This is a genomic window from Ruegeria sp. CDSA077 (assembly GCF_059612265.1).
In genome coordinates this window covers 273,693-299,460 of the sequence record NZ_JBXWQG010000002.1, presented here as the reverse complement: position 1 = coordinate 299,460, position 25,768 = coordinate 273,693, and the positions used below count along the sequence as shown (strand labels likewise).

Sequence of the window (25,768 nt, the reverse complement as noted above, 5' to 3'; positions counted from 1 at the left end):
GTCGGGGCGATTTGATGGGTTGGCAAATACCTGACCCAAATGATGCGTGAAATGCAAGAGGTCAAAGAAGACAGCAAGCTGGATTTGCGACTTAACGCCGTTGAATTGGGCGCCGTGGGCACCTGTTACGCTGTCCAAACAGCTGACCGCGCTGCCATTTCCAGGTGGTTGAGGCCATCCAGAGTGTTTCAAGCATATTGCACCACCTCAAACTCGATGCCGTTCTCATCATCGAAATAGAACCGCCTGCCGGGCTCGTAATCTGCATGCGACTTGGGGGTGAAACCTGCTTTGACCACCTTGTCTTCGGTTGCGTCGATGTCTTCGACCAGAACGCCGACATGATTCAACCCCCCGATGATGTCATAGCTGCTTTCACCCGAGGGTTTGGGATCGCTGGGTGCATAAAGCGCCAAGTAGGTATGTGCGCTACCGACATGCACGGTATAGCCACCCGCGATTGCAGGGCCTTCCCAGCGGGTTTTCCAACCGAAGACGTCCTGCATCCATTTGGCTGAAGCCTGCGGGTCGCGGACGGTGAAATTGGTGTGTTCAAGTGTCGCCATCATGGGATCTCCTATTCAATTTGAGGCTTGTCCCGACTCACCGTAATTTCTAAACCTAACTTTAGGTCAAGGAACTTTTTGAGGGCGAGATGGCGATTTCAGAGGGGCTGGCAATAGGCGCTTTGGCCCAGCGCACCGGGCTGGCGGTTTCAGCGATCCGATATTACGAGGCGCAGGGTCTGATCGCCCCATGGCGCAATGCGGGTGGGCAGCGGCGATATCAGCGCGCCGACATAAGGCGGTTGAGTTTTGTGATGATAGCGCAGCAATTCGGACTAACCCTGCCCGAAATCCGAGAAGTCCTGTCCGGCTTGCCCGGAAATCGTACACCAACGCCGCAGGATTGGAAAAACATCAGCAAGGATCTGCGGTCGCATCTGGATCAGCGAATCGATACGTTGATGCGCCTGCGTGACAATCTGGACGGATGCATTGGCTGTGGGTGCCTTAGTTTGCCCAAATGTGCTCTTTACAATCCTGATGACCGTGCCAAATCCAAGGGAAGTGGCCCCAGATACCTGATGGGTGACACTCCGGACACGTGATCTGCCGCATAGCGGCATAGTTACGCCGTGTTTCGATTGACCTGTGGCTTTCCCAGCATGTAATCAGCCGTGAAACAAAATTGCGCCGACCGTGCGTTAGATGCGCCAATTCGGAAAGTTAGCGAAGGAGCCCGCAATGGCCGAGATTGAACGCGAAGCGATGGAATATGACGTGGTGATCGTGGGCGCCGGCCCCGCGGGACTGTCGGCGGCCATCCGTCTGAAACAGCTGGATGCCGATCTGAACGTCGTCGTTCTGGAAAAGGGCTCGGAGGTGGGTGCGCATATCTTGTCAGGTGCGGTGCTGGACCCGTGCGGCCTGGATGCGCTGATACCGGACTGGAAGGAAAAAGGTGCACCGCTGAACACGCCGGTCACCGAAGATAACTTCTATATGCTGGGTGAGGCCGGAAAAATCCGCATTCCGAACTTCCCGATGCCGCCGCTGATGAACAACCACGGCAACTATATCGTGTCGATGGGCAATGTCTGCCGCTGGATGGCTGAACAGGCCGAAGAGCTGGGCGTGGAAATCTTCCCCGGCATGGCCTGTTCCGAGCTGGTCTATGGCGACAATGGCGAAGTCAAAGGCGTTGTTGCCGGTGTCTTCGGCCTTGAGGCCGATGGCTCCTACGGCCCGAACACCGAGCCGGGTATGGAGCTGCACGGCAAATATGTCTTCTTGTCCGAAGGTGTGCGCGGGTCGCTGTCCAAGGAAGTGATCGCGAAATACGATCTGCAAGCCGGAAAAGAAGTCCAGAAATACGGCGTCGGCATGAAAGAGATCTGGGAGATCGACCCGGCCAAGCACAAGGAAGGCACCGTCACCCATACGATGGGCTGGCCCCTGGGCAGCAACGCGGGCGGCGGGTCGTTCATCTATCACCTGGAAAACAATCAGGTCTATGTCGGGTTTGTGGTTCACCTGAATTACAAGAACCCGCACCTGTACCCCTATATGGAATTCCAGCGCTTTAAGCATCATCCGATGGTGGCCGAGCTGCTGAAAGGCGGCAAGCGCGTGGCTTATGGCGCTCGTGCGATTACTGAGGGTGGATATCAATCGATGCCCAAGCTGGTCGCGCCAGGCGTGGCGCTGCTGGGCTGTTCGGCGGGCATGGTCAATGTGCCGCGCATCAAGGGCAACCACAACGCGATGCTGTCTGGCAAAGCTGCGGCCGAGGCGGCATTTGATGCCATCAAAGCCGAGCGTTCGGGCGATGAATTGACTGTCTATGAAGCAGATGTTCGCGAAGGTGCCATCGGAAAAGACCTCAAGAAAGTGCGCAACGTCAAACCGATGTGGTCGAAGTGGGGTCTGATGCCCTCGCTGGCGCTGGGCGGTTTGGACATGTGGACAAACACTCTGGGCTTTTCGCTGTTTGGCACTCTGGGCCACGGCAAGAACGACGCGGAATCGACTGAAGAAGCCAGTAAACATAAACCGATCGACTATCCAAAGCCGGATGGCACGCTGTCCTTCGACCGCCTGACCAACGTCTCGTTCGCGATGACGAACCACGAGGAAAGTCAGCCTTGCCATCTAAAACTGTCGGACCCGGCGATTCCGGTCAGTGTCAATCTGCCCGAATTCGACGAACCGGCGCAGCGCTATTGCCCGGCGGGCGTGTATGAGATGGTCGAGGATGAAAATGGTCCGCGATTCGTGATCAACTTTCAGAACTGCGTTCACTGCAAGACCTGCGACATCAAAGATCCCAGCCAGAATATCACCTGGACCACGCCGCAGGGAGGGGATGGTCCGAACTATCCCAATATGTAAGCGAAAAATGGGCAATGGCGGCGTCGTGAAGGCTCTGCCATTGCCTCTTTCTGGTCAAAGCCCTAGCTTATTGCGCAACCGACAATCGCAAGGCAGGAATTTGGTGACTTTTCTCATTCGTCGCACAGCGCTGGCTGTGCTGTTTACCACGTCATTCGCCATTCCGGCTTATGCCGACACTGGGTTCGGTGCGTATCTTGCCGGGCGTCAGGCGATTTTTCAGGACGACTATACGGCGGCTGAGAAATATTTTGCGCAAGCATTGCGCGCAGATCCTCAAAACGACCGGTTGCTGGAGAATGTCGTCGTTGCGCGCTTGTCGCTGGGCGAGGTTAAGCGCGCTTTGCCGATTGCCCAAACCATCGAAGAGTTAGGCCTGCCCAACCAGCCCGCGAAAATGGCGATTGCCGCTAATCTGGTGGCTGAAGGCAAGCTGGATGAACTGCTTGCCCGCGACCCCGAAACGCAAGGCGTCGGGCCGCTGGTTGACGGGTTAATATTGGGCTGGGCCCATATGGGCCAGGGTGCGATGACCAGCGCGCTGGAGCAGTTTGACCAAGTTGCAGCGCAGGAAGGTCTGCGCGAGTTCGCGCTTTACCACAAAGCTTTGGCACTGGCCTCGGTCGGAGACTTTGAAGGTGCCGAGGCAGTCTTTGCGGCCGATAATGGTGTTGTGGCGCGATTTACCCGCCGCGCAGCGCTGGCACGGACCGAGGTTCTGTCGCAGCTGGACCGCAATGAGGATGCGCTGCAGTTTCTGGATGACGTGTTCGAGTCGGGCTCTGATCCCTCGATTGAAGGGTACGAATCGCGTCTGAGCGCTGGCGAAACGCTGCCCTTTACTCATGTCCGCACATCGCAGGACGGTATCGCAGAAGTGTTCTTTTCCGTGGGAGCCGCGCTCAGCAGTGAGGCGGCTGAGAATTACGTCCTGCTTTATGCGCAGGTCGCAGCCTTTCTGCGCCCGGATCACGTGGACGCAATCTTGTTGAGTGCCGAACTTTTGGACGAGTTGGAGCAATACGATCTTGCCGTCGAAGCCTATCGCAAAGTGCCCGCGAGCAGCAGTGACTATCACGCTGCTGAACTGGGCCGGGCCGAGGTGCTTGTCACGGCAGGCAAAACCGATGCGGCGGAAGAAGTCTTGCAGACCCTTGCGACGCAGAGACCGGATCTGCCAAGTGTTCACGTGGCGCTGGCTGATTTGCAAAGACGTGAAGAAAACTATGCTGCGGCTGTCGAAACCTATAGCACAGCGATTGAATTGATTGATGCTGATGGTGGCGGCAACTGGTTCCTGCACTACGCCCGTGGTATCTCGTACGAGCGACTAAAGCAGTGGGACAATGCTGAGGCCGATTTCCGCCGTGCGCTAGAACTTAACCCCGACCAACCGCAGGTCCTGAATTATCTGGGTTATTCGCTTGTAGAACGGCGCGAAAATCTGGACGAAGCGCTTGGCATGATCGAACGCGCCGTCGCCGCACGCCCTGGTAGCGGCTATATCGTCGACAGCTTGGGATGGGTTCTGTTTCGACTGGGCCGCTATGAAGAGGCGGTCGAACATATGGAGCGTGCCGTCGAGTTGATGCCGGTAGACCCAGTGGTGAATGATCACCTGGGTGACGTTTACTGGGCCGTGGGCCGCGCACGCGAAGCCGAGTTCCAGTGGAAGCGGGCATTGTCTTTCATTGACCTCGAAGACGCCGATGGTGAGGCCGACCCCGAGCGTATTCGCCGCAAGATCGAGGTCGGGCTGGACGAGGTTCTGATCGAGGAAGGTGCCGCGCCGCTGAAGGTCGCCAATGAAGGCTAAGGCTTTCGCGCCCGCCAAGATCAACCTTACCTTGCACGTCACCGGCCAGCGCGTGGACGGCTATCACCTGTTGGATTCGCTCGTGGTGTTTGCCGATCTGGGCGATACGCTGCATTTCACCGCAGGTGAGGCGCTGTCGATCTCTATCACCGGCGAACATGCGGCGGGTGTGCCAAGCGATAGTCGCAATCTGGTGTGGAAAGCCGCCGAGGCTGCAGGCTGGACTGGGCATATTGACCTGAACAAAGTGCTGCCGCATGGAGGCGGGATCGGTGGCGGTTCTTCCGATGCCGCCGCAACTTTGCGGATGATCGAGGGCCAGGGTGGGCACGTCCCGCCAGAAACAGCACTGCGCCTGGGTGCGGATGTCCCTGTCTGCATGGCAGCCAGATCAAGCCGTATGCGTGGGATCGGAGAGTGTCTGAACCCGGTCACCCTCCCACATCTACCAGCCTTGCTGGTCAACCCGGGTGTAGAGGTTCCAACGCCTGCGATATTCGCGGCTTTGGAATGCAGGGAAAACCCGCCCATGGCAGAGGATATCCCGGTATTTGAGGGGCCTCAGGATTGCGCCGAATGGTTGGGAAAACAGCGAAACGACCTGGAAAGTCCGGCCACATCTCTGGCTCGCGACGTCGCGCAGGTGCTGGACGCACTAAAGGATACAAAAGAGACGCTGTTGTCGCGCATGTCAGGGTCAGGATCGACCTGTTTCGCGCTGTACCCGACGATGAAAGCTGCCCATTTCGCCGCCTATGAGATTGGCGCAGCCCACCCCAACTGGTGGTGCCGTGCGGTTCAGCTTAACTAAGGCGCGCGACAACGAAGTCTGCCAAATCGCTCAGCAGGGTGCGGATCTCATGGTCGGGCAGGATGCCTAGCGACGCCTTAGCCTTGTTGGCCCAGCCAAGCGCATCTTTTCGCGTCGCCGCAAGCGTGCCGTATTTACCCATGAGACCAAGAGCGGTTTCGAGGTCACCGCTCTCTTGACGGCCCCGGCCTATGGTGCGCTGCCAGAAGGCGCGTTCTTCGAGGGTGGCCTGCGCCACCGCCTTGATCACTGGCAGCGTCAGCTTACGCTCGCGAAAGTCGTCGCCGACATTCTTACCGGTCGCTTTGCTGTCGCCCTGATAATCCAGCAGGTCATCAGCGATCTGGAAGGCAATCCCCAGCGCATCGCCATAATCGAAGAGCGCCTTGACCTGGGCCTCTGACGCTTGGGCGATGACCCCGCCCACCTCGGTTGCGGCTGAGAACAAGGCTGCGGTCTTGCCGCGCACAACCTGAAGATAGATGGCCTCATCCGTGCCCAGATCGGTTGCAGCAGTCATCTGTAGCACTTCGCCCTCGGCGATCGTGGCAGACGCATTGGCAAGGATGTCCAGAACCCTAAGAGACCCGGTCTCGACCATAAGCTGGAAGCTGCGTGAGAACAGGTAATCCCCAACCAGAACGCTGGATTTGTTGTCCCAAAGCAGATTCGCTGTTGGCCGTCCGCGCCTTTGTGCGCTTTCGTCGACAACATCGTCATGCAACAGGGTCGCGGTGTGGATGAACTCAACCGTTGCCGCCAGACGCAAATGATGGTCCCCGGCATAGTCGAACAGCCGCGCCGCGGCCAGTGTCAGCATCGGACGCAGGCGCTTGCCACCCGCTTCGACCAAATGTGCGGTGACTTCGGGAATGCGGGGCGCGTGTTCTGAGGCCATGCGCGTGCGTATCAGGTCATTGACCGCGTCCATTTCACCCGAAAGAATCTCGGCCAGCCGCTCATGCGGTTTTGAGACTGTGCTGATGTTCATCACACTCCTGATACAAGGCTCGACTTCCGCCTCACCTTGCCCTTACATCCATCCCCATGAAAGAACTTTTGCGCAGCACTGATCCGACGATCCTGGCCTTTGCATCCGCCCTACTTCAGGGCGAGGATATAGACTGCTTTCAGATGGACGTAAATATGAGCATCCTAGAAGGTGGCATCGGTATTTTCCCGCGTCGCCTTATGGTGCGGGCAGATGATTTGACCCGCGCGGAACGGGTGATGCGCGACAATGAGATCCCGCTGGGCCGATGACGCAATTCACTGACCCAGAGCTAAGTTTGAACGACTTTCTTAATGGGCGCGTTCGGCTTTGGCAGCCCCTGTCCGGCTATCGCGCCGGGGTCGATCCTGTCTTGCTGGCGGCAGCGGTACCGGCCAAGGCTGGGCAATCCGTGCTGGAGCTGGGATGTGGCGCTGGTGCCGCCATCTTGTGCCTGATGGCGCGCGTGCCGGGATTGAACGCCACGGGTGTTGAGCTGCAATCGCCCTATGCCGATCTGGCCACCCGCAACGCGGATCAGAATGCGCAGGCGCTGACAGTGGTGCAGGCCGATCTGAGCAAACTGCCAACTGAGCTGAAACAACAGCAGTTCGATCATGTGATTGCGAATCCACCCTATTACTTGGCCGGTGCCCACAGCCCTGCGGCGGACTCAGGTCGCGGAATTGCCTTGGGCGAGGATACCCCGTTGTGCGATTGGTTCGATTGTGCGGCAAAGCGCCTTGCACCGCGGGGCTATCTGCACATGATCCAAAAGGCCGATCGGTTGCCCGACATGCTGTCAGCCTGTGAGGGGCGGCTTGGCTCAGTCGAAGTTCTGCCCCTGGCCGCGCGGGCAGGTCGGAAGGCTGAATTGGGGATCATTAGGGCCAGAAAAGGCGGTCGGTCTGCGTTTCAACTGCATGCCCCGCTGATTTTGCACAAGGGTGTGCGCCACGAAAAAGACGGCGAAAGTTATACCTCTCAGATATCGTCCGTTTTGCGCGACGGTGCTGCGCTGAACGGGTTTTCGGATCAATAGGCGCCAACCAGCCGAATTTGTCAGATTTATTATAGAATCTGTGCGTCTGCAGCGTGACAGGCTGGAAACGATGTGCTCAACTTCCTACGTTATTCAGAGACACCAATGAAGGAGTATCGCCATGAGCGTGAGCGCACATCTGACGGAACTGAAGAAGAAGCACGAAACTCTCGGTCTCGAAGTAGAACAAGCCCAGCGCGCGCCAGGCATCGACGATCTCCATATCGCTCAACTCAAGAAACAGAAGCTGAGGCTTAAGGAAGAGATAGAGCGACTTTCCAGTTAACTTTTAAGGCTGGCGCGCGCGGCGATGGCCGCGCCGCCGGTGACCAGGACGGCTGCGATTGCCAGGCCCCAGGATGGGGCTGCGATCCTGGCAACCACCAAAACGACGGTAGACAACAGGGGCGCTGCATAAGACGCGGTGCCAAGAATCTGAATGTCGCCTTGTTTGACCCCGATATCCCAGACATAGAACGCCAGACCGACAGGCCCCAACCCAAGTGCCGCGATCGAGGCCCAGCCAAAGGCCGTGTCCGGCCAAACGGTTTCTTCGATGGCTAGATGCAGACCACCCGAGGCGATGGCGGTAAAGATGCAGAACACAGCGACAGAGCTTGTGGGGGTATCCCCAAGACGACGGGACATAACGGAATAGCCCGACCAGGTCAGAGCACACAGCAGCGCCAGCCCGTAACCGGGTAGGTGGCTGGCCTGAAATCCTGCGCCACCACCCCCGGCGATGATCACAGCGGCCCCAGCAAAGCCCAGGCAGGCTCCGATCAGGTGCCCTGCACGCAGATGCTCGCCCGGTAGCAAACCTGAGAACAGCACAATCAACAGGGGCCAGAGATAGGCAATCAGCCCGGCCTCGGCTGCAGGGGCCATGCGCAGGGCCGAGAAGTAGAGTGCGTGATAGCCAAACAACCCGATGGTGCCAAACAGATAGGTGGTCCAACGCACGGACCGCAACTGCCCCAGCCCACCATTGGCCCAGGCCCAGACCAGCCCCAGCGTACCCCCGATCGAGAAGCAGATCGTATTCAGCAACAGCGCAGGAACCGGTGCTGAACCGACGGTGAACAGGGCTAGAAGGGACCAAAGCAAAACAGCGACAAAACCGATTGCTGTCGCGGTCATTTTACTCATTCAACGGTCACCTCTTTGACAGGGATAATTTTGAACTCACCCCAGATATTTGAGGTTCTTTCGATCTCTGCCAAATACCAGTCCCGAAATGCAGCAATCTGCGCAAGGTTTTCCCGACCGGGCAGGCAAACAAACGAAAATCGGGCATCGGTTTCGATCGCAATCTTGAACGGGGTTACAAGCCTGCCCTCAAGCACATCTTTGATGAGCAGCGGTCGTCGACCAAGGAGAACACCGATCCCGGCGCAGGCCGCATCGATCGAATGCTCTACATTCGAAAATTGCATGCCATGTGGCTCAAACCCATTGATTCCGACAGCTTTGAACCAAGCGGGCCAATCACAAGGTGGTTGAAGAAAACTGTCATATTCATTGATAACCAGCGGGGCATCGACAAGGCTCTCTGGAGTCGGAAACTGCTCGGCAAGGGCGGGGGTCATTGCAGGGGTCAACCATTCCTTGCGAGCATGAACAGCATAAAGATCACCATATTCCCCATAACCGAAACGGATTGCGACGTCGGCTTCATTACGGTGCAGATCAACCATCTGGAGCGATGTTGAGATGCGCAGATTAATCTCAGGATAAGCCTTGGCGAAATCATAGAGTCTCGGGGCAAGCCATTTCGCTGTCAGGGCCGGCCCCGCCGCAACGGTAAGCGTGGTTTCATCCTGAAGTCTGCGTGTCGCACTCCATGCAGCTAGCAAAGTGCTAAACCCTTCGGCGGCTCCTGGTGCGAGCTTTCGCCCAGCTTCGGTTAGCTCCACCGCTCGATTAAGGCGGTGAAACAGGGGGCGACCCAGGTGTTCCTCAAGAGATTTGATCTGAAACGACAGCGCCGCGGGTGTTACATGCAGCTCTGCTGCGGCCTTGGCGAAAGACATGTGCCGGGCGGCTGCATCAAAGGCGCGCAAAGCGGTCAATGGGGGCAGGTAATCGCTCATAGTATAGAAATTCTTAACTGACCCTTCAAAAAAGCTCGTTTGTAGCTTTTTCAGGTAGGGATCATATTGGCTGCAAGTCAAGTAAAACTGTTTTGAGTTGAGAGGCTGCCATGATTGAGATGACAACAAATCCAGCTGCACAATCGGCGATTCTGCGCGCGCATGAGGCGCGGGGCAAAGCGGTTCTGAATGTGTTGAAGTGGATTTTCGGTTCCCGCTGATCGCAGCGCGCGCGGTCTTACGGGATAAAAGAAGGGCCGGTTCTGCTTAGAACCGGCCCGCTTGCATTTTGACAGCCAACTTAGGCGAAGAACTGAGCACCATTGGCCGAGATGGTCGATCCATTGATGAATTGCGAGTCTTCAGAGGCCAGGAAAGCAACGCAGCGTGCGATCTCTTCCGGTTCGCCTAGTCGGCCCGCTGGAATCTGGCTGATGATGGAATCACGAACCTTCTCGGGGACAGCCATGACCATTTCGGTTGCGATATAGCCGGGGCAGATAGCGTTGGCGGTGATGCCCGCGCGCGCGCCTTCCTGCGCCAGCGACTTCACGATTCCCAGATCACCCGCCTTGGTTGCGGCATAGTTCACCTGAGCGAACTGACCCTTTTGACCGTTGATCGAGCTGATGACTATGACACGGCCAAACTTGCGCTCACGCATGCCAGGCCAAACCGGGTGAACGGTGTTGAATACGCCGGTTAGGTTGGTGTCGATCACCTGATGCCACTGCTCGGGTGTCATTTTGTGGAATGGGGCGTCCTTGGTGATGCCGGCATTGGCAACAACGATGTCGATCGGGCCAATCTCGGCTTCGACCTTTTCGATGCCCGCTTTGGATTCGTCATAATCCGCAACGTTCCATTTGTAGGTGGCGATTCCGGTCTCGTCGGTGAAATTCGCGGCGGCTTCGTCGTTCCCCGCGTAGGTGGCTGCAACATTGTACCCTTCGGCCTTAAGCGCCTTGGAAATTGCTGCGCCAATGCCGCGGGAACCGCCGGTGACGAGTGCTGTTCGTGCCATTTAGGAATCCTCCAATTTAAGTCGTCTTGGTAATGCTGTTACTATTCCGAACCAACCAGCGCAACAATATTGCGCAGGCAAGTTGACGCAGCGCTGAGGTTTTTGGTTTCGCCTCAGGGTAGTGTGAGGCCACGATCTTTACCCAATGCACGGCAATAGTCGATCCAGTCATTATTTTCGTTCAGCAGAGCCAATTTGCCAAAGCGATCCTGCCATGTCTCGGACAATCGAACCTGCGCGGACTGGATGTGTTTGTAGGGGTTCTTAATGCCTTCCTTTGCGGCCTGATCACGAGCTTCCACAACGAATAACGCCGCGCTGGCAAGCGCGGCGTCTGTGGTTGTTTGGTTGTTGTTCCGGCGTGCTCTCGGCTCGGCCAGCTCTGTAAAGATGATGCTGCACTCCGTCAGGCTGGTCGAAAGCGGTTGACGGTTCTGTGCGTCTGCGGCCCCTGCAAAGCAAATCACAAGGGCCGAAATAAGAGTGGGCCGAGAAGGCATTGTTAGATCAGTCGCGCTCGACACATAGGGCAACGCCCATGCCGCCACCGATGCACAGAGTCGCAAGACCTTTTTTCGCGTCCCGCCGCTTCATTTCGAACAACAGAGTGTTCAGAACGCGGCAGCCCGAGGCGCCGATCGGGTGACCGATAGCAATGGCGCCGCCATTGACGTTCACGATGGACGGGTCCCAGCCCATGTCTTTGTTCACGGCACAAGCTTGTGCGGCAAAGGCTTCGTTGGCTTCGATCAGATCCAGATCGTCAACCGACCAGCCCGCCTTTTCCAGCGCCTTGCGCGAGGCATAGATCGGGCCGACGCCCATGATCGACGGGTCCAGACCAGCGGTGGCATAAGATGCAATCCGCGCCAGGGGCTCAATCCCGCGCTTTTCGGCATTTGCCGCCGACATCAGCAGGGTCGCAGCCGCGCCGTCGTTCAGGCCCGAGGCATTGGCGGCGGTGACCGATCCGTCCTTAGCAAAAGCCGGGCGCAGTTTGGCCATGGCTTCCATGGTTGCGCCGTGGCGGATGTATTCGTCCTTGTCCATCACGATGTCACCCTTGCGGGTCTTGATGGTAAAGGGGGTGATCTCATCGGCGAATTTGCCTGCCTTCTGCGCAGCTTCGGCCTTGTTCTGGCTTGCGACGGCGAATTCATCCTGCATATCGCGGCTGATCTGCCACTTTTCAGCAACGTTTTCGGCGGTTTGACCCATGTGATACCCGTTGAACGCATCCCACAATCCATCGCGGATCATTGTGTCGATATACTTCATGTCGCCCATCTTTTGGCCGGCGCGCAGAGCGGCGGCATGGGGCGACAGGGTCATGTTCTCTTGCCCGCCAGCAGCGACGATATCAGCATCACCCAGTTGGATATGCTGTGCGCCCAGTGCCACGGCGCGCAGGCCGGATCCGCAGACCTGGTTGATGCCCCAGGCCGCGCTTTCCTGCGGCAGACCGGCGTTGATATGCGCCTGACGCGCCGGGTTCTGACCCTGGGCTGCGGTCAGAACCTGACCCAAAATTGTCTCGCTGACTTCGCCTTTTTCGATTCCGGCGCGTTCTACAACGGCTTCAAGAACGGCTGTGCCCAAATCATGGGCTGCGGTGTTCGCAAACGAACCACCAAAGCTGCCGACGCCTGTACGTGCGGCGGATGCGATAACTACATTGGTCATTATGATCAGTCCTTTACCGACATGGTCCGGCGGAATGTCTGACGGCGCAGGTCGAGAGGTTCCCCCCGCAACAAGAGCGCCCCGTAATCCCCCGCTCAAGTATCACTGCAATAGCGCAATGCTGCATTTGCAGCAACGGGCAGCTTGTCTCAGGACCCAAGGTCCCTGGTTTTTTGGGGTTAACCCGCCGATTTCTGTTCGTTTTCCGTTTTCCAGGGCGCAGAAACCGTAGGTGCGCCGAACAGAAATCCTTGCAGACAATCGACACCATTGGCCACCAAAAACTCAGCATCCGCTTTGGTTTCGACCGATTCGGCCGTGACCAGAATCTCAAATTCCCTTGCAACTGCGATCAGGGCACGAACCAGCGCCTGATTATCCGGGTTTTCACTGATGCCGCGGATGAACTGGCCATCAATCTTGGCGGCATCAAAAAGAAACTCGCGGAAATGGCGGAAGCAGAAGTTGCTGGCACCAAAATCATCCAGCGCAAATGCAACGCCACGTGGTTGCAACCGGTCCATGAAATCGACCACGAGTTCCGGCACGGTCATGGCCGAACTTTCGGATATTTCAAGGATCAGCCTTTCACCGATACTGGCGTCTTTTTTCATGAACCGGTCAAGAACACGCGACCAACGTCCATATCCGATCGACCGTGCGGACATATTGATCGACATGCGGATGTCCGGGGTGCGCGCCAATGTGCGCAGGCCCATTTCAAGCGCGATGCAGTCCAATTCGCGGCCAATCGGGGTGTTTTCAAGCTGAGGCATAAACTCGCGTGCCGGGATGACACGACCGGTTTCGTCCAGCACCCGGATGAAGCCCTCGTAGAAGGCGATACCATGTGGCGCGTTAGCCTGCATGACCGGTTGAAAGGCCAGTTTGCACTGTTTGTGTTTGACAGCATCCGTAGCCATCTGGATCGTTGAGTTGTCGCGCGACAGCACAGCCGCGTTTAACGGGCTGTCTGATCCTTCGGGTAAATCTGCCAGTTTCCTGCCCCGCATGATCGAAATCGCTTCCCTACCGTCGTCGGTCAGGATCCAATTTCAGGGCAAAGATGTGAATCTGCGGTTAATGGAAATGAAAATGTCAGCGGGCTGCGTCCAGAACACGTCCCAGAGATCTCGCGGCACCAATAACTGCGCCTGTAAATCCCAGCACCATCATGGCCAGTCCAAATGCGATCAGCGTTGCGGTCCCGGCGGCCAGCGCTGTCAGCATTGCGAGAAGCAGTCCTATCAGTCCTAAAACTGTGGAAAATGTTGTCCAACGGGTCATGATAATCTCCGGTCACTCGTAATGCACATCGTTTGGATATGTGCAGGCTGAGCTAATTTTCAAGAAAATCAGCACGTGACCGGCGGATTCAAGCTTGTTTTGCTTCGGATTTGTGCGTTTCGGTCTCAAAATGCTCAAATCCAGGCGTCCCTCGATCCTTGGGGTTGCGTGAGATATGCTTGGCTTTGATCTGCTCCGAGCTATCCCGGCTGCCGTCATGGCTGTAACCGGGTGGGGCAAAGCAATAGGCCAACCGCTGGCGCAAAGTTAGCCCCGATTGCGTGGCATCCTGCCAGATTCCGACCCATTCGTGAAAGGCGACGCGCAACGGGTTGAAGGTTCCGATATTGTGAACCAACCCATAGTCGACCTTGTCATCGACCTGCTCTGGCACAAAGGTGCCGAACATCTTGTCCCAGATGATGAACACGCCGGCATAGTTGCAATCCAGATAGCGCGCGTTGCGGCCATGATGGGCGCGGTGGTGGCTGGGGGTGTTCATAACCGCCTCGAACCAGCGGGGCATCTTGCCGATGGCCTCGGTGTGAATCCAGAACTGATAGATCAGGTTCAGACCGCCGACAAACAGAACCATTGCCGGATGAAACCCCAGCAGGATCAGCGGCGCGCGCACGACCATCATGAAGGTGAATGTATAAGTCCAGGTCTGACGCAACGCCGTGGTCAGGTTGTAATGCTGAGAGCTATGATGGTTCACATGGCTGGCCCAGACCCAACGGATGCGATGCCCGAACCGATGCACCCAATAGTAACGCAAATCGTCCAGCAAAAAGCACAGGATAATCACTGGGATCGAGGTGCCCAGGTTCAGCGGAGTAATCTGCCACAACCACATAAAGAACCCGTAGGCGATGAAACCGAGCAGAAACCCCGAGGCAATATTGCCCGCGCCCATGATCAGCGAGGTGACCGCATCCCGCGTTTCATAGCGCCCGCCCCGGCCTTTGAATGCGATCCAGACGAACTCGGCCAGAATTGCGGCGATAAAGAACGGGACTGCCCATTGCACGGCATCGGGAAAAGAAATCTGGTCGGTCATGCGGGCTCCATCAGGTGTCGCCAGTGGGCGCGTTCGATGTCATCGAGGTGGATGCGGGTTGAGGGGGTTCCGAAATCATGAAACTGAACTTCGAATCCGTCCGGATGCTCGATCCAGTCATAATCCTGCAGGTGGCGGGCCACGGTATCCGCGCCGAACGACCACAAAAGGCCCGAACCGGTTGTGGTTCGGATCAGCGCGGAACGTTGGTCATGCGCTACGGTTACATCTGCGATCACGTCATCTGGAAAATGGCGCGACCATTGCGCGCGCGCCAGATCAAGTGTCAGGGCAAACTGCCGCGAACGGCCAGTCAGATGCAGCAGAATAGTAATTCCGCCTATCCCCCCGATGACCAGAACTAACAATATCTCCAGCGGCATGACATCCTCCTGACCCACAAACTGCAAAGCGGAGGCTTGGCTGTCAAAGGTGGCGTCGCGTAAGCTGAAATTCGACCTGAAGCACCGGTTGGGGATCACGGTGCCCGTGCAAAGAGGTCAGTTGGTAATCGTATAGGTCCCCCCGGAATCACCCTTGCCTTTGTTGCGGGTAAAGGTCACCTGGTTCCCTTCTATCGTTACTTTCTGGCAATCCTGCGGGATCTGATTTCCGCCAACAACAAGCGTTCGGCACCAAAAACGTTTGTTCCAGATCCACGCGCCCGAGAATTTGACCTTGTCGCTGGTTTGTCCGGAAATCTTCCCGTCGGGTGAAATAAGCACCCAAGTGCCGCCATCTACCAGTTTTTTACCAGCGACAGCATTCTGAAAATCTTTTTCTTTCCTGATGTCTTTGGCCTCGGCAACCAATGCCGAGCCCAAAACCAGACAGGCAGCGATGGCCAGAGTGAATACGTTCTTCATAAAGAAAGCCTCCTCGTTACAACGACGGGGAGGCTATCATAAATTCAAGACTTCGGGAAAACGACCTTAGCTTTCTTCTGCGACCAGTGCCGCAATGATCGCCTTGGCACTGTCTGAATTCCACTCGGCATCCCCGATCAGGCGGGCGATTTCATTGCCATCGGGGTCAAGAATGACCGTGATTGGCAGGGCAATGACACCGAACTCACGTGCCACGGCCGAGCCCGGATCTTGATGGCGCGGCAGGTTCTCGATGTTGTTTTCCTCGAAAAACTTCTTGATCCCCGCGGGTGAGTTGCGCCCGGTGGCCAATGTCAGGACTTCGAATTTGTCACCCCCGAATTCCGCCTGCAACTCGGCGATCTGAGGCATTTCCTTGCGGCACGGTGCGCACCATGTGGCCCAAAAGTTCAGCAGAACGTATTTGCCCTGATAGTCGGCAAGCGTTGCGGTGCCACCGTCATCTTCCAACTGAAATTCGACCAAGGTGTGCGGTTTGGGCTCTTTGTGCAGGATCAACCGCTTCAGGGTGCCTTCGCGCAGCGGACCCAGAGTTTCCGCATCTGTGGCCAAAGCCGCGTTTGCACCTAGCGCAAGGGCCATATAAAGGGGGATCAGACGAAATAGGCGCATATCAACTCCGGGTTTTCTTACATGACCGATCAATCTTCGAACCAGATGTGGGGCGGCCGCTTTGCCGCCGGTCCAGACGCGATCATGGAGGCAATCAATGCCTCGATCGGGTTCGATCAGCGGATGGCAGCCCAGGACATCGCAGGCTCGCGCGCCCATGCCGCCATGCTGGCTGCCACGGGCGTTATAACTGATAGTGATGCTGAGGCCATTCGGGAAGGGCTGCTCACCGTATTGTCAGAAATCCAGAACGGCGCGTTTCAGTTCTCGACAGCTCTGGAAGACATCCACATGAATGTCGAGGCACGGCTGAAAGAGGTCATTGGCGAACCTGCGGGCCGTTTGCACACAGGCCGGTCGCGCAATGATCAGGTGGCAACCGATTTTAAACTGTGGGTGCGTGATCAGTTCGATGCCGCCGATACCGGTCTGCTAGCCCTAATCCGCGCGCTTTTGGCGCAGGCAGAGGCCGGGGCGGACTGGGTCATGCCGGGCTTTACGCATCTGCAAACCGCCCAGCCTGTGACCTGGGGTCATCACATGATGGCTTATGTCGAAATGTTCGGACGTGATCTGTCCCGCGTCCGCGATGCCCGCGCGCGGATGAACGAATCCCCACTGGGGGCTGCCGCGCTGGCTGGAACCTCGTTCCCTATTGATCGGGTCATGACAGCCGAGGCGCTGGGCTTTGACCGCCCGGCCGCCAACTCGCTGGATGCCGTCAGCGACCGCGACTTTGCACTGGAATTCCTGTCAGCTGCTTCTATCTGTGCAATGCACCTGTCGCGCTTTGCCGAAGAACTGGTGATCTGGTCTTCTGCCCAGTTCCGCTTTGTCACCCTGTCTGACCGTTTTTCGACTGGCTCGTCTATCATGCCGCAAAAGAAGAACCCGGATGCGGCAGAACTGATCCGTGCCAAGGTCGGGCGCATTTATGGCGCCAACACCGCGCTGATGATGGTGATGAAGGGCCTGCCGCTGGCCTATTCCAAGGACATGCAGGAAGACAAGGAACAGGTTTTTGACGCTGCCGATAACTGGATGCTGGCGCTGGCAGCGATGGAAGGCATGGTCAAGGACATGACCGCCAACCGCGAAAGCCTGGCTGCGGCTGCAGGGTCGGGTTTTTCGACCGCGACTGATCTGGCCGACTGGCTGGTGCGCGTTCTGGGCCTGCCGTTCCGCGATGCCCATCACGTCACCGGATCGCTGGTTGCGATGGCCGAGAGCAAGGGCTGCGATCTGCCGGACCTGACGCTTGCGGATATGCAAACAGTGCATGCGGAGATCACCGATGACGTCTTTTCTGTCCTTACGGTGCAAAATTCGGTAAACTCGCGCCAGTCTTACGGCGGCACGGCACCGGATCAGGTGCGGGCTCAGGTCAAGCGATGGAAGGCGTTGGTGTAATGCGAATTCTGACTGCGGCTCTGTTGGTGCTGGCAGGGGTAACCCTGGCCGGATGCGGTGCGGATGGCGAACCGATCCAACCAACGATGAGCGCCAATATCGGCGTCGGCACCAGCGGCGCCTATGTCGGGGGTGGCGTTGGCCTGCAACGCGGCCCTCTGAGCGTTTTTCTCGGGCGGTAGTGTTTCCCGAGTTGCAGTTTCAGCACTCAGTTCCCATTTCAGACCGATCAATGGCGCTCGGCCGTAAACCTTGGAAAAAGAAATGAATATGAAGATTCTAGGCCTGTTCTTTGGCCTCGCCATTCTTGCGGCTTGCGACCCATCCTATAAACCGCGACCCGATCCCGAACCCCAATCCGGCGGATCTGGAATTTCGATATCCGGTTATGGTCGGGTCGGCGTTTCGCATATTGAATGACGCGACACCCCTGTTTGCGTAGAATCCATTGATCCGCCGGGGCATTTTGGTCTAAGCGCGTCTTTATGGATCACTTTCTTTACCGCGACGGCGCGCTTTACGCCGAGGATGTCCCGATCTCCGAAATCGCAGCTGCGGTTGGGACACCCTTTTACATCTATTCGACGGCGACGCTGCTGCGTCATTTCCAGCTGTTCGATGAGGCGTTGGACGGGACCGACCACCTCGTATGTTATGCGATGAAGGCCGCCAGCAATCAGGCGATCCTGAAGACGCTGGCCGAGGCAGGCGCGGGGATGGACGTTGTTTCGGGTGGGGAATACCTGCGGGCCAAAGCTGCCGGAGTGCCCGGCGATAAGATCGTGTTTTCGGGCGTTGGCAAAACAGCCGAAGAAATTCGCACCGCTCTGACCGGTGGCATTCGTCAGTTCAACGTGGAATCCGAACCCGAGATGGAGGTGATCAACGCCGTTGCGCTTGATTTGGGCGTCGTTGCTCCGATCACCGTTAGGGTAAATCCGGATGTGGACGCCAAGACCCACGCCAAAATCGCCACCGGAAAATCCGAGAATAAATTCGGCATTCCGATCGCCCGTGCGTCAGAAGTTTATGCCCACGCTGCCAGCCTGCCCGGGCTGGAGGTCATTGGTATCGACGTCCATATCGGCTCGCAACTGACCGAGCTGGAGCCTTTTGCATTGGCCTATCAGAAGGTTGCTGAGCTGACTGAGACGCTGCGCAGTGAGGGCCACAATATTCGCCGCCTCGATCTGGGCGGGGGGCTGGGCATTCCTTATGCGCGCTCGAACGACGCGCCGCCGCTGCCTTTGGAATACGGTGCGCTGATCAAAGACACTCTGGGTCATCTGGGATGCGAAATCGAAATAGAGCCGGGCCGCCTGATTGCCGGTAATGCTGGTTTGATGGTCAGCAAAGTGATCTATGTGAAATCCGGCGAGGGCCGGGATTTCCTGATCCTCGACGGTGCCATGAACGACCTGATCCGCCCGGCCATGTACGAAGCCTATCACGATATCGTACCGGTGATCGAACCCGTGCCGGGCACGGAACAGCAACCTTATGATATCGTCGGTCCGGTTTGCGAAAGCGGCGATACATTTGCCAAGCAACGGCAGATGCCGCCACTGGGTGCTGGTGATCTGGTCGCCTTTCGCAGCGCAGGGGCCTATGGCGCGGTCATGTCCAGCGAATACAACACGCGGCCCCTGATACCCGAAGTTCTGGTGCACGGAGATCAATTTGCCGTAATTCGTGAACGTCCGAGCTTTGACGAAATCATAAACCGCGATACCATACCCGAGTGGCTCTGACGCAATAGACGCGCGGGCCGGTGAACGGAGGCCCGACTTGACCGCAAGAGAAACCTTGCCGATCCCCAGATTGTCTTTGCTGCTAACGCAGGTGGGGATGCTAAGCGAGCAGGTTTGGCGGTCTTTCTGGCCGTTTTTCTCAATTTCCATGGCGCTGTTGGCCGCGCTGATGCTCGGACTGCAGGACCATGTCGGGGTGGAAACCGTTTGGGTCGCGGGGTCGGCGGCGTTGATTGGGCTGTTGGTTGCACTGATCCACGGCGTGCGGCGGTTCCGTATCCCAACACGAAACGAAGCGTTGATCCGGATGGATGAGACCCTGCCAGGGCGTCCTATCCAGGCTCTGATGGATGAACAGGCCATCGGCGCGATGGATGCTGATTCTGTGGCCCTGTGGCGGGCTCATCAGGCGCGTATGGCGGAACGTGCCGCACAGGCTGCGCCGGTAAAGCCCGATCTCCGACTGGCCGACCGCGACCCCTATGCTCTGCGGTTCATAGCTTTGCTGGCGCTGGTGATTGCCGTGCTTTTCGGCTCATTTTGGCGCATAGGATCCGTGACAGAGATGACACCGGGTGCAGCTGTTGCCGGGCAGGGACCAAGTTGGGAAGGCTGGGTCGAGCCGCCACGCTATACCGGCTTGCCAACGCTCTATCTGGCGGATCAATCCGACCCGACACTTTCGGTCCCGCAAGGCAGCCGCATCACATTGCGATTCTACGGCGAGGTCGGTGCGCACAGCTTGACCGAAACCTCGACACCGCTGGGCACGGAAGCGGTCACCGACCCTGAACAGGAATTTGTCGTCGAACGTTCGGGCCGAATGACGATAGACGGGCCTTCCGGACGCGATTGGGCGTTGGAAGTGATCGTAGATACGTCTCCACAGATCACCGTGTCGGACGTTGCCAAATCCGAAGCAGGCGGCCAGATGAAACTGCCCTTTGCGGCCAAAGATGATTACGGTGTGATAGCAGGCTCTGCCCTGATCGAACTGGATCTGGATGCAATTGATCGCCGCTATGGTCTGATGGCGATTCCAGAACCGCGTGAGGTGATCGAGGTTGAGTTACCGATGCCCATTACAGGCGACCGGGCCGATTTCACGGAGAATTTGATCGAGGATTTCTCACAACATCCCTGGGCGCATCTGCCAGTAAAGATCACTTTGATGGCGCGTGATGCTGCCGATCAGCAAGGGCAGTCTGAACCCTATACAACAGCACTTCCGGCGCGTCGGTTCTTTGATCCGCTGGCGGCTGCGATCGTTGAACAGCGGCGCGATCTGCTGTGGTCACGGGACAACGCGAAACGGGTATCTCAGATTCTGCGGGCGGTATCGTATCTGCCCGAGGACCTGTTCCGCTCGGATACGGCCTATTTGCGCTTGCGGGTGACACTTCGGCGGCTTGAGACATTTACCGAATACGGGTTGAAGCCGACGCAGCAGGAAGAAATCGCGGCCTCACTATGGAAGCTGGCCGTATTGATCGAGGACGGTACGCTTGCCGACGCTCTTGAGCGGATGCGCCGGGCGCAGGAGCGCCTGACGGAGGCGATGCAGAACGGGGCAAGCGACGAAGAGATCGCTGAGCTGATGCAAGAGCTGCGCGAGGCCACCCAGGACTACCTGCAACAGTTACAGCGGTTGGCAGAGCAGAACGGTGAAGAAGGTCAGCAGGGGCAAGACGGAGAATCCTTGCAGATGACGCAGGATGATCTGCAACGGATGATGGATCGAATTCAGGATCTGATGGAGCAGGGCCGTATGGCCGAGGCGCAGCAGGCGCTGGAGGAATTCCAGCAGATGATGGAGAACATGCGCGTCACGCAAGGTCAGGGTCAAGGTCAGCAATCCGAAGGCCAACAGGCGATGGAGGGTTTGGCAGAGACATTGCGCGATCAACAGGGGCTGAGCGATCAGGCTTTCCGCGATCTGCAAGAGCAGTTCAATCCCGGTGCGCAGACTGGTGAAAACCAGGGCAATCAGGGCCGCAATGGCGGTCAGGGCCGTGGTCAGAGCCACGAAGGCCAGGGCGGACAGGGGCAGGGTTCGGACCAGGCTGATGAAGGTCAGCAGGGTCAGGGTTCGCTGGCCGATCGTCAACAGGCCCTGCGCGATGAGCTGGGCCGCCAGCAACAAAACTTGCCCGGTGCCGGTACTCCGGAAGGCGAAGCCGCCCGTGATGCGCTTGGGCGCGCTGGCCGCGCCATGAATGAGGCTGAGCAGGCTCTGCGGAATGACGAGCTGGCCGATGCTATCGACAACCAGTCCGAAGCGATGGATGCGCTGCGGGAAGGGATGCGCTCGTTAGGTGAGGCCTTGGCCCAGAACCAGCAGAATCAACCAGGTCAAGGCAGTCAGGAAGGCGACATGCAGGCCAACAACCGCGATCCACTGGGCCGCAACCCTGGGGCAAACGGGTCGATGTCAACCGATGAGAGCCTGCTGCAGGGTGAGGACGTTTATCGCCGTGCGCGCGAGTTGCTGGACGAAATTCGCCGCCGGACCGGTGAATCCGAACGCCCCGAGATTGAATTGGAATATCTCAAGCGCCTGCTTGAACGGTTCTGATCAGTTCTGAGAAGCGCCAGCCTGGGTATCCAGCCAAAGCCGGGCTTGATCCACCAAAGACACATAAGGTTTGAGAACTGCATCCGCCTGAGGAACAGCCTCACTGATTTGCGGAGCATTGCCGTAGATCAGGAACAGGATCACACCAAGTATCAAGATCAGAGCGAACCCACGCAGAAAGCCGCCGGATTTGGGGGGCGCAGGCGCTGATGCCTCAGGCGCATCTGCAGAGGCGTCGCCGCGGAATCCGGAATTGATCGTTTCGACATCGGGCAGGGCGTCACCTTGCCCGGAATCTTTAGCGGTTTCTGTAGCTGTCAGTTCCTTGACCGCCTGTTCGGGGTCTGGTTCCGGCTCGGAAGGTGGATCAAGAGCAAGATCAGGCTGGCTTTCAAGACTGCTGCCTTCCTGGGCCCGCAATTCGGCTTCGCGTGCGGCTTCTTCCTTCAGTATATCGGCGACCGAAGGATCCACATTGCTGACCGGCGCACCATCCTTTGGTGTGGCTTCGGGCTCGGGCTCGGTCTGGTCGGCGGTTTCTGGCTCCGCCGGTGGAACAGCCTTATCCTCGGCAGTCGTTTCATCTGCAGGTTGCTCAACGGTTGGATCCGCCGGATGTTTGGCCTGGAACCACGTTTTCTCGCAATTCGAACACTGAACATCGCGGCCTTCCTCTGGAATGACCTCGTCTGGCACCTCGTATTGGGCACTGCAGTTGGGACAAGTAAGACGCATGCTGCCTCCGGGCCGGGGGTTGGCCTGATAATAGTTTTTTTAAGAATGATATTCCGTTAGAACCAAACAGCAAAGCGCGTTTTCGGTTTCGCGGGCCAAGTGTCACCATTTGGACCCGGTACGGGCATTGAAACCTGAACCGCGCTGGGGCAAGAAGAGCGGCACAAAAATTGGGGGCCCCCGTGATCGAGCTGGACCATGTCAGCTACACCTATGGTGGAGGTGAATTGCTGAGCGACGTATCGCTTAAGCTTCAACCGGGGTCGTTTCATTTCCTGACCGGGCCGTCCGGTGCTGGCAAAACAACCCTGTTAAAGCTCTGCTATGGCGCATTGCTGCCCACATCGGGAAGGCTGAGCGTGTTCGATCAGGATATCGCCCGCCTTGACCGCGATCAGATGGCCCTGATGCGCCGCCGGATAGGTGTGGTGCATCAGGATTGCCGGTTTCTGGATCACATGACTTTGGCCGAGAATGTCGCTTTGCCGTTGATGGTATCCGGTAAGGCGGAAATTGCCGAGCAAACAGATCTGTCAGATCTGTTAAACTGGGTCGGGCTGGGTGCGCGTCTTGACGCGCTGCCACCAGAGCTGTCAGGCGGTGAACGCCAGCGTGCGGCGCTGGCCCGTGCGGTGATGCTGTCGCCCGATGTCGTGCTGGCCGATGAGCCGACGGGCAATGTGGATTGGGAAATGTCTCAGCGCCTTTTGCGCCTGCTGGTCGAGTTGAACAAGATGGGTAAGACAGTCTTGATTGCGACCCATGATCTTAGCCTGATCCGTGCGGCGAAAAGCCAGGTGCAGGCGCGTGTTTTGCGCATCTCGCAGCGCCAAATTCAACTGGCGGGGGCGGATCTATGAACGTGGAAACTTTCCGCAACCTGTTGAAACGTGATGGTCGTGCCGACCGAGTTGTTCCGCCCACTGGCTATACTGCACATCTCACACTGTTCGTGTCCGGTGCGATGGGCTTTCTTGCGGTGTTCGCGCTGGCTCTGTCATTGGCGTCGGGGCGAGTGGCAGACCGCTGGGCAAGCGAACTTGCCGGCGCTGCCACGGTGCGGATCAATGCCCCGGCCGACCAGATGGCCGCCCAGACTGAAACCGCGCTGACGGTGTTGTCGCAAACACCCGGTGTCGCCTCTGCCCGGGCGTTGACCATCAAGGAGCAGATTGCGCTGTTGTCGCCCTGGTTTGGCCCGGATTTGCCACTGGACACGCTGCCCGTGCCGCAGTTGATCGAAATTGTCGAAGGTGAGCCAGGTCTGGATGCAGCAGGATTGCGCCTGCGTCTTGGAGCCGAGGTGCCCGGAGCCGTTCTGGACGACCACTCGCGCTGGCGCGAACCTTTGGTTGATGCGGCCCGCTCGCTCCGGAGGCTTGGCTGGGTCTCAATCCTTCTGATTGGCGGAGCGACCGCCGCCATGATCACATTGGCGGCCAATGCGTCGCTGGCAGCCAACGCGCAGATTATCGAAGTGCTGCGTCTTGTCGGGGCCCGGGATCGATTTATTGCCAATGCGTTTGTTCGCCGCTTCACCTACCGCGCATTTTTTGGCGCGATGGTTGGTGTGCTGTTCGGAATGACAGGTGTGTTGTTGCTGCCCGAGGCATCGTCGGACGAGGGCGGCTTTCTGACGGGCCTGGGCTTTCAGGGGGCAGGGTGGCTGTTGCCAGCCCTCATCCCGGTACTGGGTGCTGCGGTGGCCTTTCTAGCCACATGGACTGCGGCAAACCGCAAATTGAAGGAGCTTTCGTAATGGCCACTCCAATTCAATGGATCCGCTCACTGGTCTTCATGATCGTGATCTACATGTGGATGCTGGTCCTTGGCCTCGTGTTTGCTCCTTACGCCATGTTTGCAAAGCGCGGAGCGCTGCATGCATGCAAGACCTATGCGCGCACAACCATGTGGCTGGCGCGTTGGATGGTTGGTATTCGATGCGAAATTCGCGGGACTGTGCCAGTGGACGAGGTGGTCATCGGGGCCAAACACCAGTCTTTCCTCGATATCATCATGATCTTTAGCGCGATTCCTCATGGCAAGTTCATTATGAAGCGCGAATTACTGTGGACGCCAGTTATTGGGCTTTACGCCAGCCGCCTGGGGTGCATCCCGGTCAATCGCGGCAAGAAGGGCGCTGCTGTGGCCAAGATGGTCCAGGATGTGGCAAAGGAATTTACAGAACCTGGCCAGTTGGTGATCTATCCGCAGGGCACCCGTGTCGCGCCAGGCGTTCACAAACCGTATAAGGTTGGAACTGCCGTCCTGTACGAAGGCTTGGGAATCCCTTGCGTACCTGTTGCAACAAATGCCGGAGTGTTCTGGCCCCGAAGCGGCGTGATGCGCAAACCCGGCCTTGCGATTGTCGACTTCCTTGATCCGATAGAACCCGGCGTCGAACGTGCGCGCTTTCTGGACCGATTGGAAGATGTGATCGAGACGCGCTCGAACGCTTTGATGACAGAAGTGGGGTTTGATCCTGATGCAGTTCATTGACGATATCGAAACGCTCGAGGGACATTACGGCGCACCGGGCGCCCCATCATTGCGTAAAGTAGCGCACCAGTTGACGCCTCTGTACCGGCAATGGGTCATGGCTTCGCGGCTATGCGTACTCAGTACGGTTGGGCCCGAAGGGGTCGATGGCAGCCCACGTGGCGATGATGGTCCGGTGGTTCTGGAACTGGATCCAAAGACATTGGCGATGCCCGACTGGCGCGGAAACAACCGGCTGGACAGCTTGCGCAATATCGTGCGCGATCCGCGTGTGTCCTTGATGTTCATGGTCCCAGGGTCGAACAATGTTGTGCGCGTCAACGGGTCGGCCCGACTGACAGCGGACCAAGACCTTCGAACCCGGTTCGAAAAACAAGGCAGGCTTCCGGCCACCGTGATCGTCATCGACATTACAGAGGTCTACACTCAGTGTGCCCGTGCGCTGATGCGTGCGCGGACTTGGAGCAGCGGGGACGAAGCCGCCATATTGCCGACAATGGGTGAAATCCTGGCCGAAGCGTCAGACGGCGAGGAAGGTGGCACGCAATATGATGAGGCCTGGGGGCAACGCGCCGCAAAAACGATGTGGTAGCCTGTT

The 25,768-nt window shown here is 57.7% G+C and carries 30 protein-coding genes; 16 read left to right on the top strand and 14 right to left on the bottom strand.

Annotated features, from left to right (window positions below; genetic code table 11):
* Window positions 1-188: 188 nt before the first annotated feature.
* Complete coding sequence (locus AC2FLE_RS08665; RefSeq protein ID WP_142635398.1) at window positions 189-569, bottom strand: VOC family protein; 381 nt, start codon at window positions 567-569, stop codon at window positions 189-191.
* An 86-nt stretch (window positions 570-655) separates the two neighbouring features.
* On the opposite strand from AC2FLE_RS08665, the gene soxR reads away from it, so the two are divergent.
* The 4 genes from soxR (at window position 656) to AC2FLE_RS08645 (ending at window position 5,521) form a co-directional block, all read left to right on the top strand.
* Entirely contained in the window at window positions 656-1,111 is a 456-nt protein-coding gene (gene soxR, locus AC2FLE_RS08660) for a redox-sensitive transcriptional activator SoxR (protein WP_142635400.1), read from the top strand.
* A 136-nt stretch (window positions 1,112-1,247) separates the two neighbouring features.
* Window positions 1,248-2,894 carry an electron transfer flavoprotein-ubiquinone oxidoreductase gene (locus tag AC2FLE_RS08655; RefSeq protein ID WP_271948491.1) on the top strand — a complete coding sequence of 549 codons (1,647 nt, stop codon included), beginning with the start codon at window positions 1,248-1,250 and terminating at the stop codon, window positions 2,892-2,894.
* A gap of 7 nt (window positions 2,895-2,901) precedes the next feature.
* On the top strand, window positions 2,902-4,710 hold the full coding sequence (locus AC2FLE_RS08650; protein ID WP_496696595.1) for a tetratricopeptide repeat protein: 1,809 nt from the start codon (window positions 2,902-2,904) through the stop codon (window positions 4,708-4,710).
* The gene (locus AC2FLE_RS08645; protein ID WP_496696478.1) at window positions 4,700-5,521 is read left to right on the top strand and encodes a 4-(cytidine 5'-diphospho)-2-C-methyl-D-erythritol kinase; all 822 of its coding nucleotides are present in this window, start codon (window positions 4,700-4,702) and stop codon (window positions 5,519-5,521) included. Before AC2FLE_RS08650 ends, AC2FLE_RS08645 begins: the two co-directional genes overlap by 11 nt.
* Here the strand turns inward: AC2FLE_RS08645 and AC2FLE_RS08640 are convergent.
* Window positions 5,514-6,512 carry a polyprenyl synthetase family protein gene (locus AC2FLE_RS08640; RefSeq protein ID WP_496696476.1) on the bottom strand — a complete coding sequence of 333 codons (999 nt, stop codon included), beginning with the start codon at window positions 6,510-6,512 and terminating at the stop codon, window positions 5,514-5,516. The two genes, AC2FLE_RS08645 and AC2FLE_RS08640, sit on opposite strands and share 8 nt — an antisense overlap.
* A 56-nt stretch (window positions 6,513-6,568) precedes the next feature.
* On the opposite strand from AC2FLE_RS08640, the gene AC2FLE_RS08635 reads away from it, so the two are divergent.
* The 3 genes from AC2FLE_RS08635 to AC2FLE_RS08625 all read left to right on the top strand — a co-directional run bounded on the left by AC2FLE_RS08635 (window position 6,569) and on the right by AC2FLE_RS08625 (window position 7,840).
* Window positions 6,569-6,784 (top strand): putative signal transducing protein, encoded by a 216-nt coding sequence (locus AC2FLE_RS08635; protein WP_496696474.1) that lies wholly within the window; start codon window positions 6,569-6,571, stop codon window positions 6,782-6,784.
* On the top strand, window positions 6,781-7,554 hold the full coding sequence (locus tag AC2FLE_RS08630) for a tRNA1(Val) (adenine(37)-N6)-methyltransferase (protein ID WP_496696473.1): 774 nt from the start codon (window positions 6,781-6,783) through the stop codon (window positions 7,552-7,554). The genes AC2FLE_RS08635 and AC2FLE_RS08630 overlap by 4 nt, the downstream gene beginning before the upstream one ends.
* A gap of 121 nt (window positions 7,555-7,675) precedes the next feature.
* On the top strand, window positions 7,676-7,840 hold the full coding sequence (locus tag AC2FLE_RS08625; protein WP_142635414.1) for a YdcH family protein: 165 nt from the start codon (window positions 7,676-7,678) through the stop codon (window positions 7,838-7,840).
* Here AC2FLE_RS08625 and yddG read toward each other — a convergent pair.
* The 11 genes from yddG to AC2FLE_RS08570 all read right to left on the bottom strand — a co-directional run bounded on the left by yddG (window position 7,837) and on the right by AC2FLE_RS08570 (window position 16,200).
* Window positions 7,837-8,703: an aromatic amino acid exporter YddG gene (gene yddG / locus AC2FLE_RS08620; protein WP_496696471.1), complete on the bottom strand. Its 867-nt coding sequence runs from the start codon at window positions 8,701-8,703 to the stop codon at window positions 7,837-7,839. The two genes, AC2FLE_RS08625 and yddG, sit on opposite strands and share 4 nt — an antisense overlap.
* Window positions 8,700-9,647 carry a transcriptional regulator GcvA gene (locus AC2FLE_RS08615; protein WP_496696594.1) on the bottom strand — a complete coding sequence of 316 codons (948 nt, stop codon included), beginning with the start codon at window positions 9,645-9,647 and terminating at the stop codon, window positions 8,700-8,702. The genes yddG and AC2FLE_RS08615 overlap by 4 nt, the downstream gene beginning before the upstream one ends.
* Before the next feature lie 301 nt (window positions 9,648-9,948).
* A complete protein-coding gene (phbB, locus tag AC2FLE_RS08610; RefSeq protein ID WP_271948478.1) occupies window positions 9,949-10,671 on the bottom strand; it encodes an acetoacetyl-CoA reductase in 723 nt (240 codons plus the stop codon).
* A 113-nt stretch (window positions 10,672-10,784) separates the two neighbouring features.
* Complete coding sequence (locus AC2FLE_RS08605) at window positions 10,785-11,171, bottom strand: hypothetical protein (RefSeq protein WP_496696469.1); 387 nt, start codon at window positions 11,169-11,171, stop codon at window positions 10,785-10,787.
* A gap of 7 nt (window positions 11,172-11,178) precedes the next feature.
* On the bottom strand, window positions 11,179-12,354 hold the full coding sequence (locus tag AC2FLE_RS08600; protein WP_142635424.1) for an acetyl-CoA C-acetyltransferase: 1,176 nt from the start codon (window positions 12,352-12,354) through the stop codon (window positions 11,179-11,181).
* Window positions 12,355-12,533: 179 nt separating this feature from the next.
* Window positions 12,534-13,367, bottom strand: a complete 834-nt coding sequence (locus AC2FLE_RS08595) for an EAL domain-containing protein (protein WP_496696467.1) — start codon at window positions 13,365-13,367, stop codon at window positions 12,534-12,536.
* Window positions 13,368-13,452: 85 nt separating this feature from the next.
* Window positions 13,453-13,641 (bottom strand): hypothetical protein, encoded by a 189-nt coding sequence (locus AC2FLE_RS08590; protein ID WP_496691815.1) that lies wholly within the window; start codon window positions 13,639-13,641, stop codon window positions 13,453-13,455.
* Between the two features lie 88 nt (window positions 13,642-13,729).
* Complete coding sequence (locus AC2FLE_RS08585; protein ID WP_496696465.1) at window positions 13,730-14,701, bottom strand: sterol desaturase family protein; 972 nt, start codon at window positions 14,699-14,701, stop codon at window positions 13,730-13,732.
* The gene (locus AC2FLE_RS08580) at window positions 14,698-15,084 is read right to left on the bottom strand and encodes a hypothetical protein (RefSeq protein WP_281995234.1); all 387 of its coding nucleotides are present in this window, start codon (window positions 15,082-15,084) and stop codon (window positions 14,698-14,700) included. The genes AC2FLE_RS08585 and AC2FLE_RS08580 overlap by 4 nt, the downstream gene beginning before the upstream one ends.
* 117 nt (window positions 15,085-15,201) lie before the next feature.
* A complete protein-coding gene (locus tag AC2FLE_RS08575; protein ID WP_496696463.1) occupies window positions 15,202-15,567 on the bottom strand; it encodes a hypothetical protein in 366 nt (121 codons plus the stop codon).
* Window positions 15,568-15,633: 66 nt separating this feature from the next.
* Window positions 15,634-16,200 carry a TlpA disulfide reductase family protein gene (locus AC2FLE_RS08570; protein ID WP_142635436.1) on the bottom strand — a complete coding sequence of 189 codons (567 nt, stop codon included), beginning with the start codon at window positions 16,198-16,200 and terminating at the stop codon, window positions 15,634-15,636.
* A 21-nt stretch (window positions 16,201-16,221) separates the two neighbouring features.
* On the opposite strand from AC2FLE_RS08570, the gene argH reads away from it, so the two are divergent.
* The 5 genes from argH (at window position 16,222) to AC2FLE_RS08545 (ending at window position 21,936) form a co-directional block, all read left to right on the top strand.
* Window positions 16,222-17,610 carry an argininosuccinate lyase gene (gene argH, locus AC2FLE_RS08565; protein WP_496696461.1) on the top strand — a complete coding sequence of 463 codons (1,389 nt, stop codon included), beginning with the start codon at window positions 16,222-16,224 and terminating at the stop codon, window positions 17,608-17,610.
* Window positions 17,610-17,792, top strand: coding sequence for an argininosuccinate lyase (locus AC2FLE_RS08560; protein ID WP_496691811.1), 183 nt, complete (start codon window positions 17,610-17,612; stop codon window positions 17,790-17,792). Before argH ends, AC2FLE_RS08560 begins: the two co-directional genes overlap by 1 nt.
* 82 nt (window positions 17,793-17,874) lie before the next feature.
* Window positions 17,875-18,030 (top strand): hypothetical protein, encoded by a 156-nt coding sequence (locus AC2FLE_RS08555; protein WP_185956656.1) that lies wholly within the window; start codon window positions 17,875-17,877, stop codon window positions 18,028-18,030.
* 65 nt (window positions 18,031-18,095) lie between these two features.
* A complete protein-coding gene (gene lysA, locus AC2FLE_RS08550; RefSeq protein ID WP_496696459.1) occupies window positions 18,096-19,361 on the top strand; it encodes a diaminopimelate decarboxylase in 1,266 nt (421 codons plus the stop codon).
* A 37-nt stretch (window positions 19,362-19,398) separates the two neighbouring features.
* On the top strand, window positions 19,399-21,936 hold the full coding sequence (locus tag AC2FLE_RS08545) for a TIGR02302 family protein (protein ID WP_496696457.1): 2,538 nt from the start codon (window positions 19,399-19,401) through the stop codon (window positions 21,934-21,936).
* On the opposite strand, the gene AC2FLE_RS08540 is transcribed toward AC2FLE_RS08545, so the two are convergent.
* Window positions 21,937-22,671 (bottom strand): zinc-ribbon domain-containing protein, encoded by a 735-nt coding sequence (locus AC2FLE_RS08540; protein ID WP_496691808.1) that lies wholly within the window; start codon window positions 22,669-22,671, stop codon window positions 21,937-21,939.
* A gap of 182 nt (window positions 22,672-22,853) precedes the next feature.
* Between AC2FLE_RS08540 and AC2FLE_RS08535 the strand changes: the two genes are divergently transcribed.
* Genes AC2FLE_RS08535 through AC2FLE_RS08520 form a run of 4 tightly spaced genes read left to right on the top strand, consistent with a single transcriptional unit; the run spans window position 22,854 to window position 25,762 of the window.
* Entirely contained in the window at window positions 22,854-23,531 is a 678-nt protein-coding gene (locus AC2FLE_RS08535; protein ID WP_496696455.1) for a cell division ATP-binding protein FtsE, read from the top strand.
* Complete coding sequence (locus AC2FLE_RS08530) at window positions 23,528-24,430, top strand: cell division protein FtsX (protein ID WP_496696453.1); 903 nt, start codon at window positions 23,528-23,530, stop codon at window positions 24,428-24,430. The genes AC2FLE_RS08535 and AC2FLE_RS08530 overlap by 4 nt, the downstream gene beginning before the upstream one ends.
* On the top strand, window positions 24,430-25,170 hold the full coding sequence (locus AC2FLE_RS08525) for a lysophospholipid acyltransferase family protein (protein ID WP_496693568.1): 741 nt from the start codon (window positions 24,430-24,432) through the stop codon (window positions 25,168-25,170). The genes AC2FLE_RS08530 and AC2FLE_RS08525 overlap by 1 nt, the downstream gene beginning before the upstream one ends.
* On the top strand, window positions 25,157-25,762 hold the full coding sequence (locus AC2FLE_RS08520) for a pyridoxamine 5'-phosphate oxidase family protein (protein ID WP_496696451.1): 606 nt from the start codon (window positions 25,157-25,159) through the stop codon (window positions 25,760-25,762). The genes AC2FLE_RS08525 and AC2FLE_RS08520 overlap by 14 nt, the downstream gene beginning before the upstream one ends.
* Window positions 25,763-25,768 lie beyond the last annotated feature (6 nt).

Excerpts from the sequence above, each read along its gene's own strand:
- AC2FLE_RS08555 (WP_185956656.1), top strand. The coding sequence starts at position 17,875 with ATGAATATGAAGATTCTAGGCCTGTTCTTTGGCCTCGCCATTCTTGCG.
- AC2FLE_RS08635 (WP_496696474.1), top strand. The coding sequence starts at position 6,569 with ATGAAAGAACTTTTGCGCAGCACTGATCCGACGATCCTGGCCTTTGCA.
- AC2FLE_RS08595 (WP_496696467.1), bottom strand. The coding sequence starts at position 13,367 with ATGCGGGGCAGGAAACTGGCAGATTTACCCGAAGGATCAGACAGCCCG.
- AC2FLE_RS08655 (WP_271948491.1), top strand. The coding sequence starts at position 1,248 with ATGGCCGAGATTGAACGCGAAGCGATGGAATATGACGTGGTGATCGTG.
- AC2FLE_RS08560 (WP_496691811.1), top strand. The coding sequence starts at position 17,610 with ATGCGAATTCTGACTGCGGCTCTGTTGGTGCTGGCAGGGGTAACCCTG.
- AC2FLE_RS08585 (WP_496696465.1), bottom strand. The coding sequence starts at position 14,701 with ATGACCGACCAGATTTCTTTTCCCGATGCCGTGCAATGGGCAGTCCCG.
- AC2FLE_RS08590 (WP_496691815.1), bottom strand. The coding sequence starts at position 13,641 with ATGACCCGTTGGACAACATTTTCCACAGTTTTAGGACTGATAGGACTG.
- AC2FLE_RS08645 (WP_496696478.1), top strand. The coding sequence starts at position 4,700 with ATGAAGGCTAAGGCTTTCGCGCCCGCCAAGATCAACCTTACCTTGCAC.
- AC2FLE_RS08630 (WP_496696473.1), top strand. The coding sequence starts at position 6,781 with ATGACGCAATTCACTGACCCAGAGCTAAGTTTGAACGACTTTCTTAAT.
- AC2FLE_RS08605 (WP_496696469.1), bottom strand. The coding sequence starts at position 11,171 with ATGCCTTCTCGGCCCACTCTTATTTCGGCCCTTGTGATTTGCTTTGCA.
- AC2FLE_RS08540 (WP_496691808.1), bottom strand. The coding sequence starts at position 22,671 with ATGCGTCTTACTTGTCCCAACTGCAGTGCCCAATACGAGGTGCCAGAC.
- AC2FLE_RS08625 (WP_142635414.1), top strand. The coding sequence starts at position 7,676 with ATGAGCGTGAGCGCACATCTGACGGAACTGAAGAAGAAGCACGAAACT.
- soxR (WP_142635400.1), top strand. The coding sequence starts at position 656 with ATGGCGATTTCAGAGGGGCTGGCAATAGGCGCTTTGGCCCAGCGCACC.
- AC2FLE_RS08615 (WP_496696594.1), bottom strand. The coding sequence starts at position 9,647 with ATGAGCGATTACCTGCCCCCATTGACCGCTTTGCGCGCCTTTGATGCA.
- AC2FLE_RS08665 (WP_142635398.1), bottom strand. The coding sequence starts at position 569 with ATGATGGCGACACTTGAACACACCAATTTCACCGTCCGCGACCCGCAG.
- AC2FLE_RS08570 (WP_142635436.1), bottom strand. The coding sequence starts at position 16,200 with ATGCGCCTATTTCGTCTGATCCCCCTTTATATGGCCCTTGCGCTAGGT.
- AC2FLE_RS08575 (WP_496696463.1), bottom strand. The coding sequence starts at position 15,567 with ATGAAGAACGTATTCACTCTGGCCATCGCTGCCTGTCTGGTTTTGGGC.
- AC2FLE_RS08580 (WP_281995234.1), bottom strand. The coding sequence starts at position 15,084 with ATGCCGCTGGAGATATTGTTAGTTCTGGTCATCGGGGGGATAGGCGGA.
- AC2FLE_RS08650 (WP_496696595.1), top strand. The coding sequence starts at position 2,902 with ATGGGCAATGGCGGCGTCGTGAAGGCTCTGCCATTGCCTCTTTCTGGT.
- argH (WP_496696461.1), top strand. The coding sequence starts at position 16,222 with ATGACCGATCAATCTTCGAACCAGATGTGGGGCGGCCGCTTTGCCGCC.
- phbB (WP_271948478.1), bottom strand. The coding sequence starts at position 10,671 with ATGGCACGAACAGCACTCGTCACCGGCGGTTCCCGCGGCATTGGCGCA.
- AC2FLE_RS08530 (WP_496696453.1), top strand. The coding sequence starts at position 23,528 with ATGAACGTGGAAACTTTCCGCAACCTGTTGAAACGTGATGGTCGTGCC.
- lysA (WP_496696459.1), top strand. The coding sequence starts at position 18,096 with ATGGATCACTTTCTTTACCGCGACGGCGCGCTTTACGCCGAGGATGTC.
- AC2FLE_RS08525 (WP_496693568.1), top strand. The coding sequence starts at position 24,430 with ATGGCCACTCCAATTCAATGGATCCGCTCACTGGTCTTCATGATCGTG.
- AC2FLE_RS08640 (WP_496696476.1), bottom strand. The coding sequence starts at position 6,512 with ATGAACATCAGCACAGTCTCAAAACCGCATGAGCGGCTGGCCGAGATT.
- yddG (WP_496696471.1), bottom strand. The coding sequence starts at position 8,703 with ATGAGTAAAATGACCGCGACAGCAATCGGTTTTGTCGCTGTTTTGCTT.
- AC2FLE_RS08520 (WP_496696451.1), top strand. The coding sequence starts at position 25,157 with ATGCAGTTCATTGACGATATCGAAACGCTCGAGGGACATTACGGCGCA.
- AC2FLE_RS08600 (WP_142635424.1), bottom strand. The coding sequence starts at position 12,354 with ATGACCAATGTAGTTATCGCATCCGCCGCACGTACAGGCGTCGGCAGC.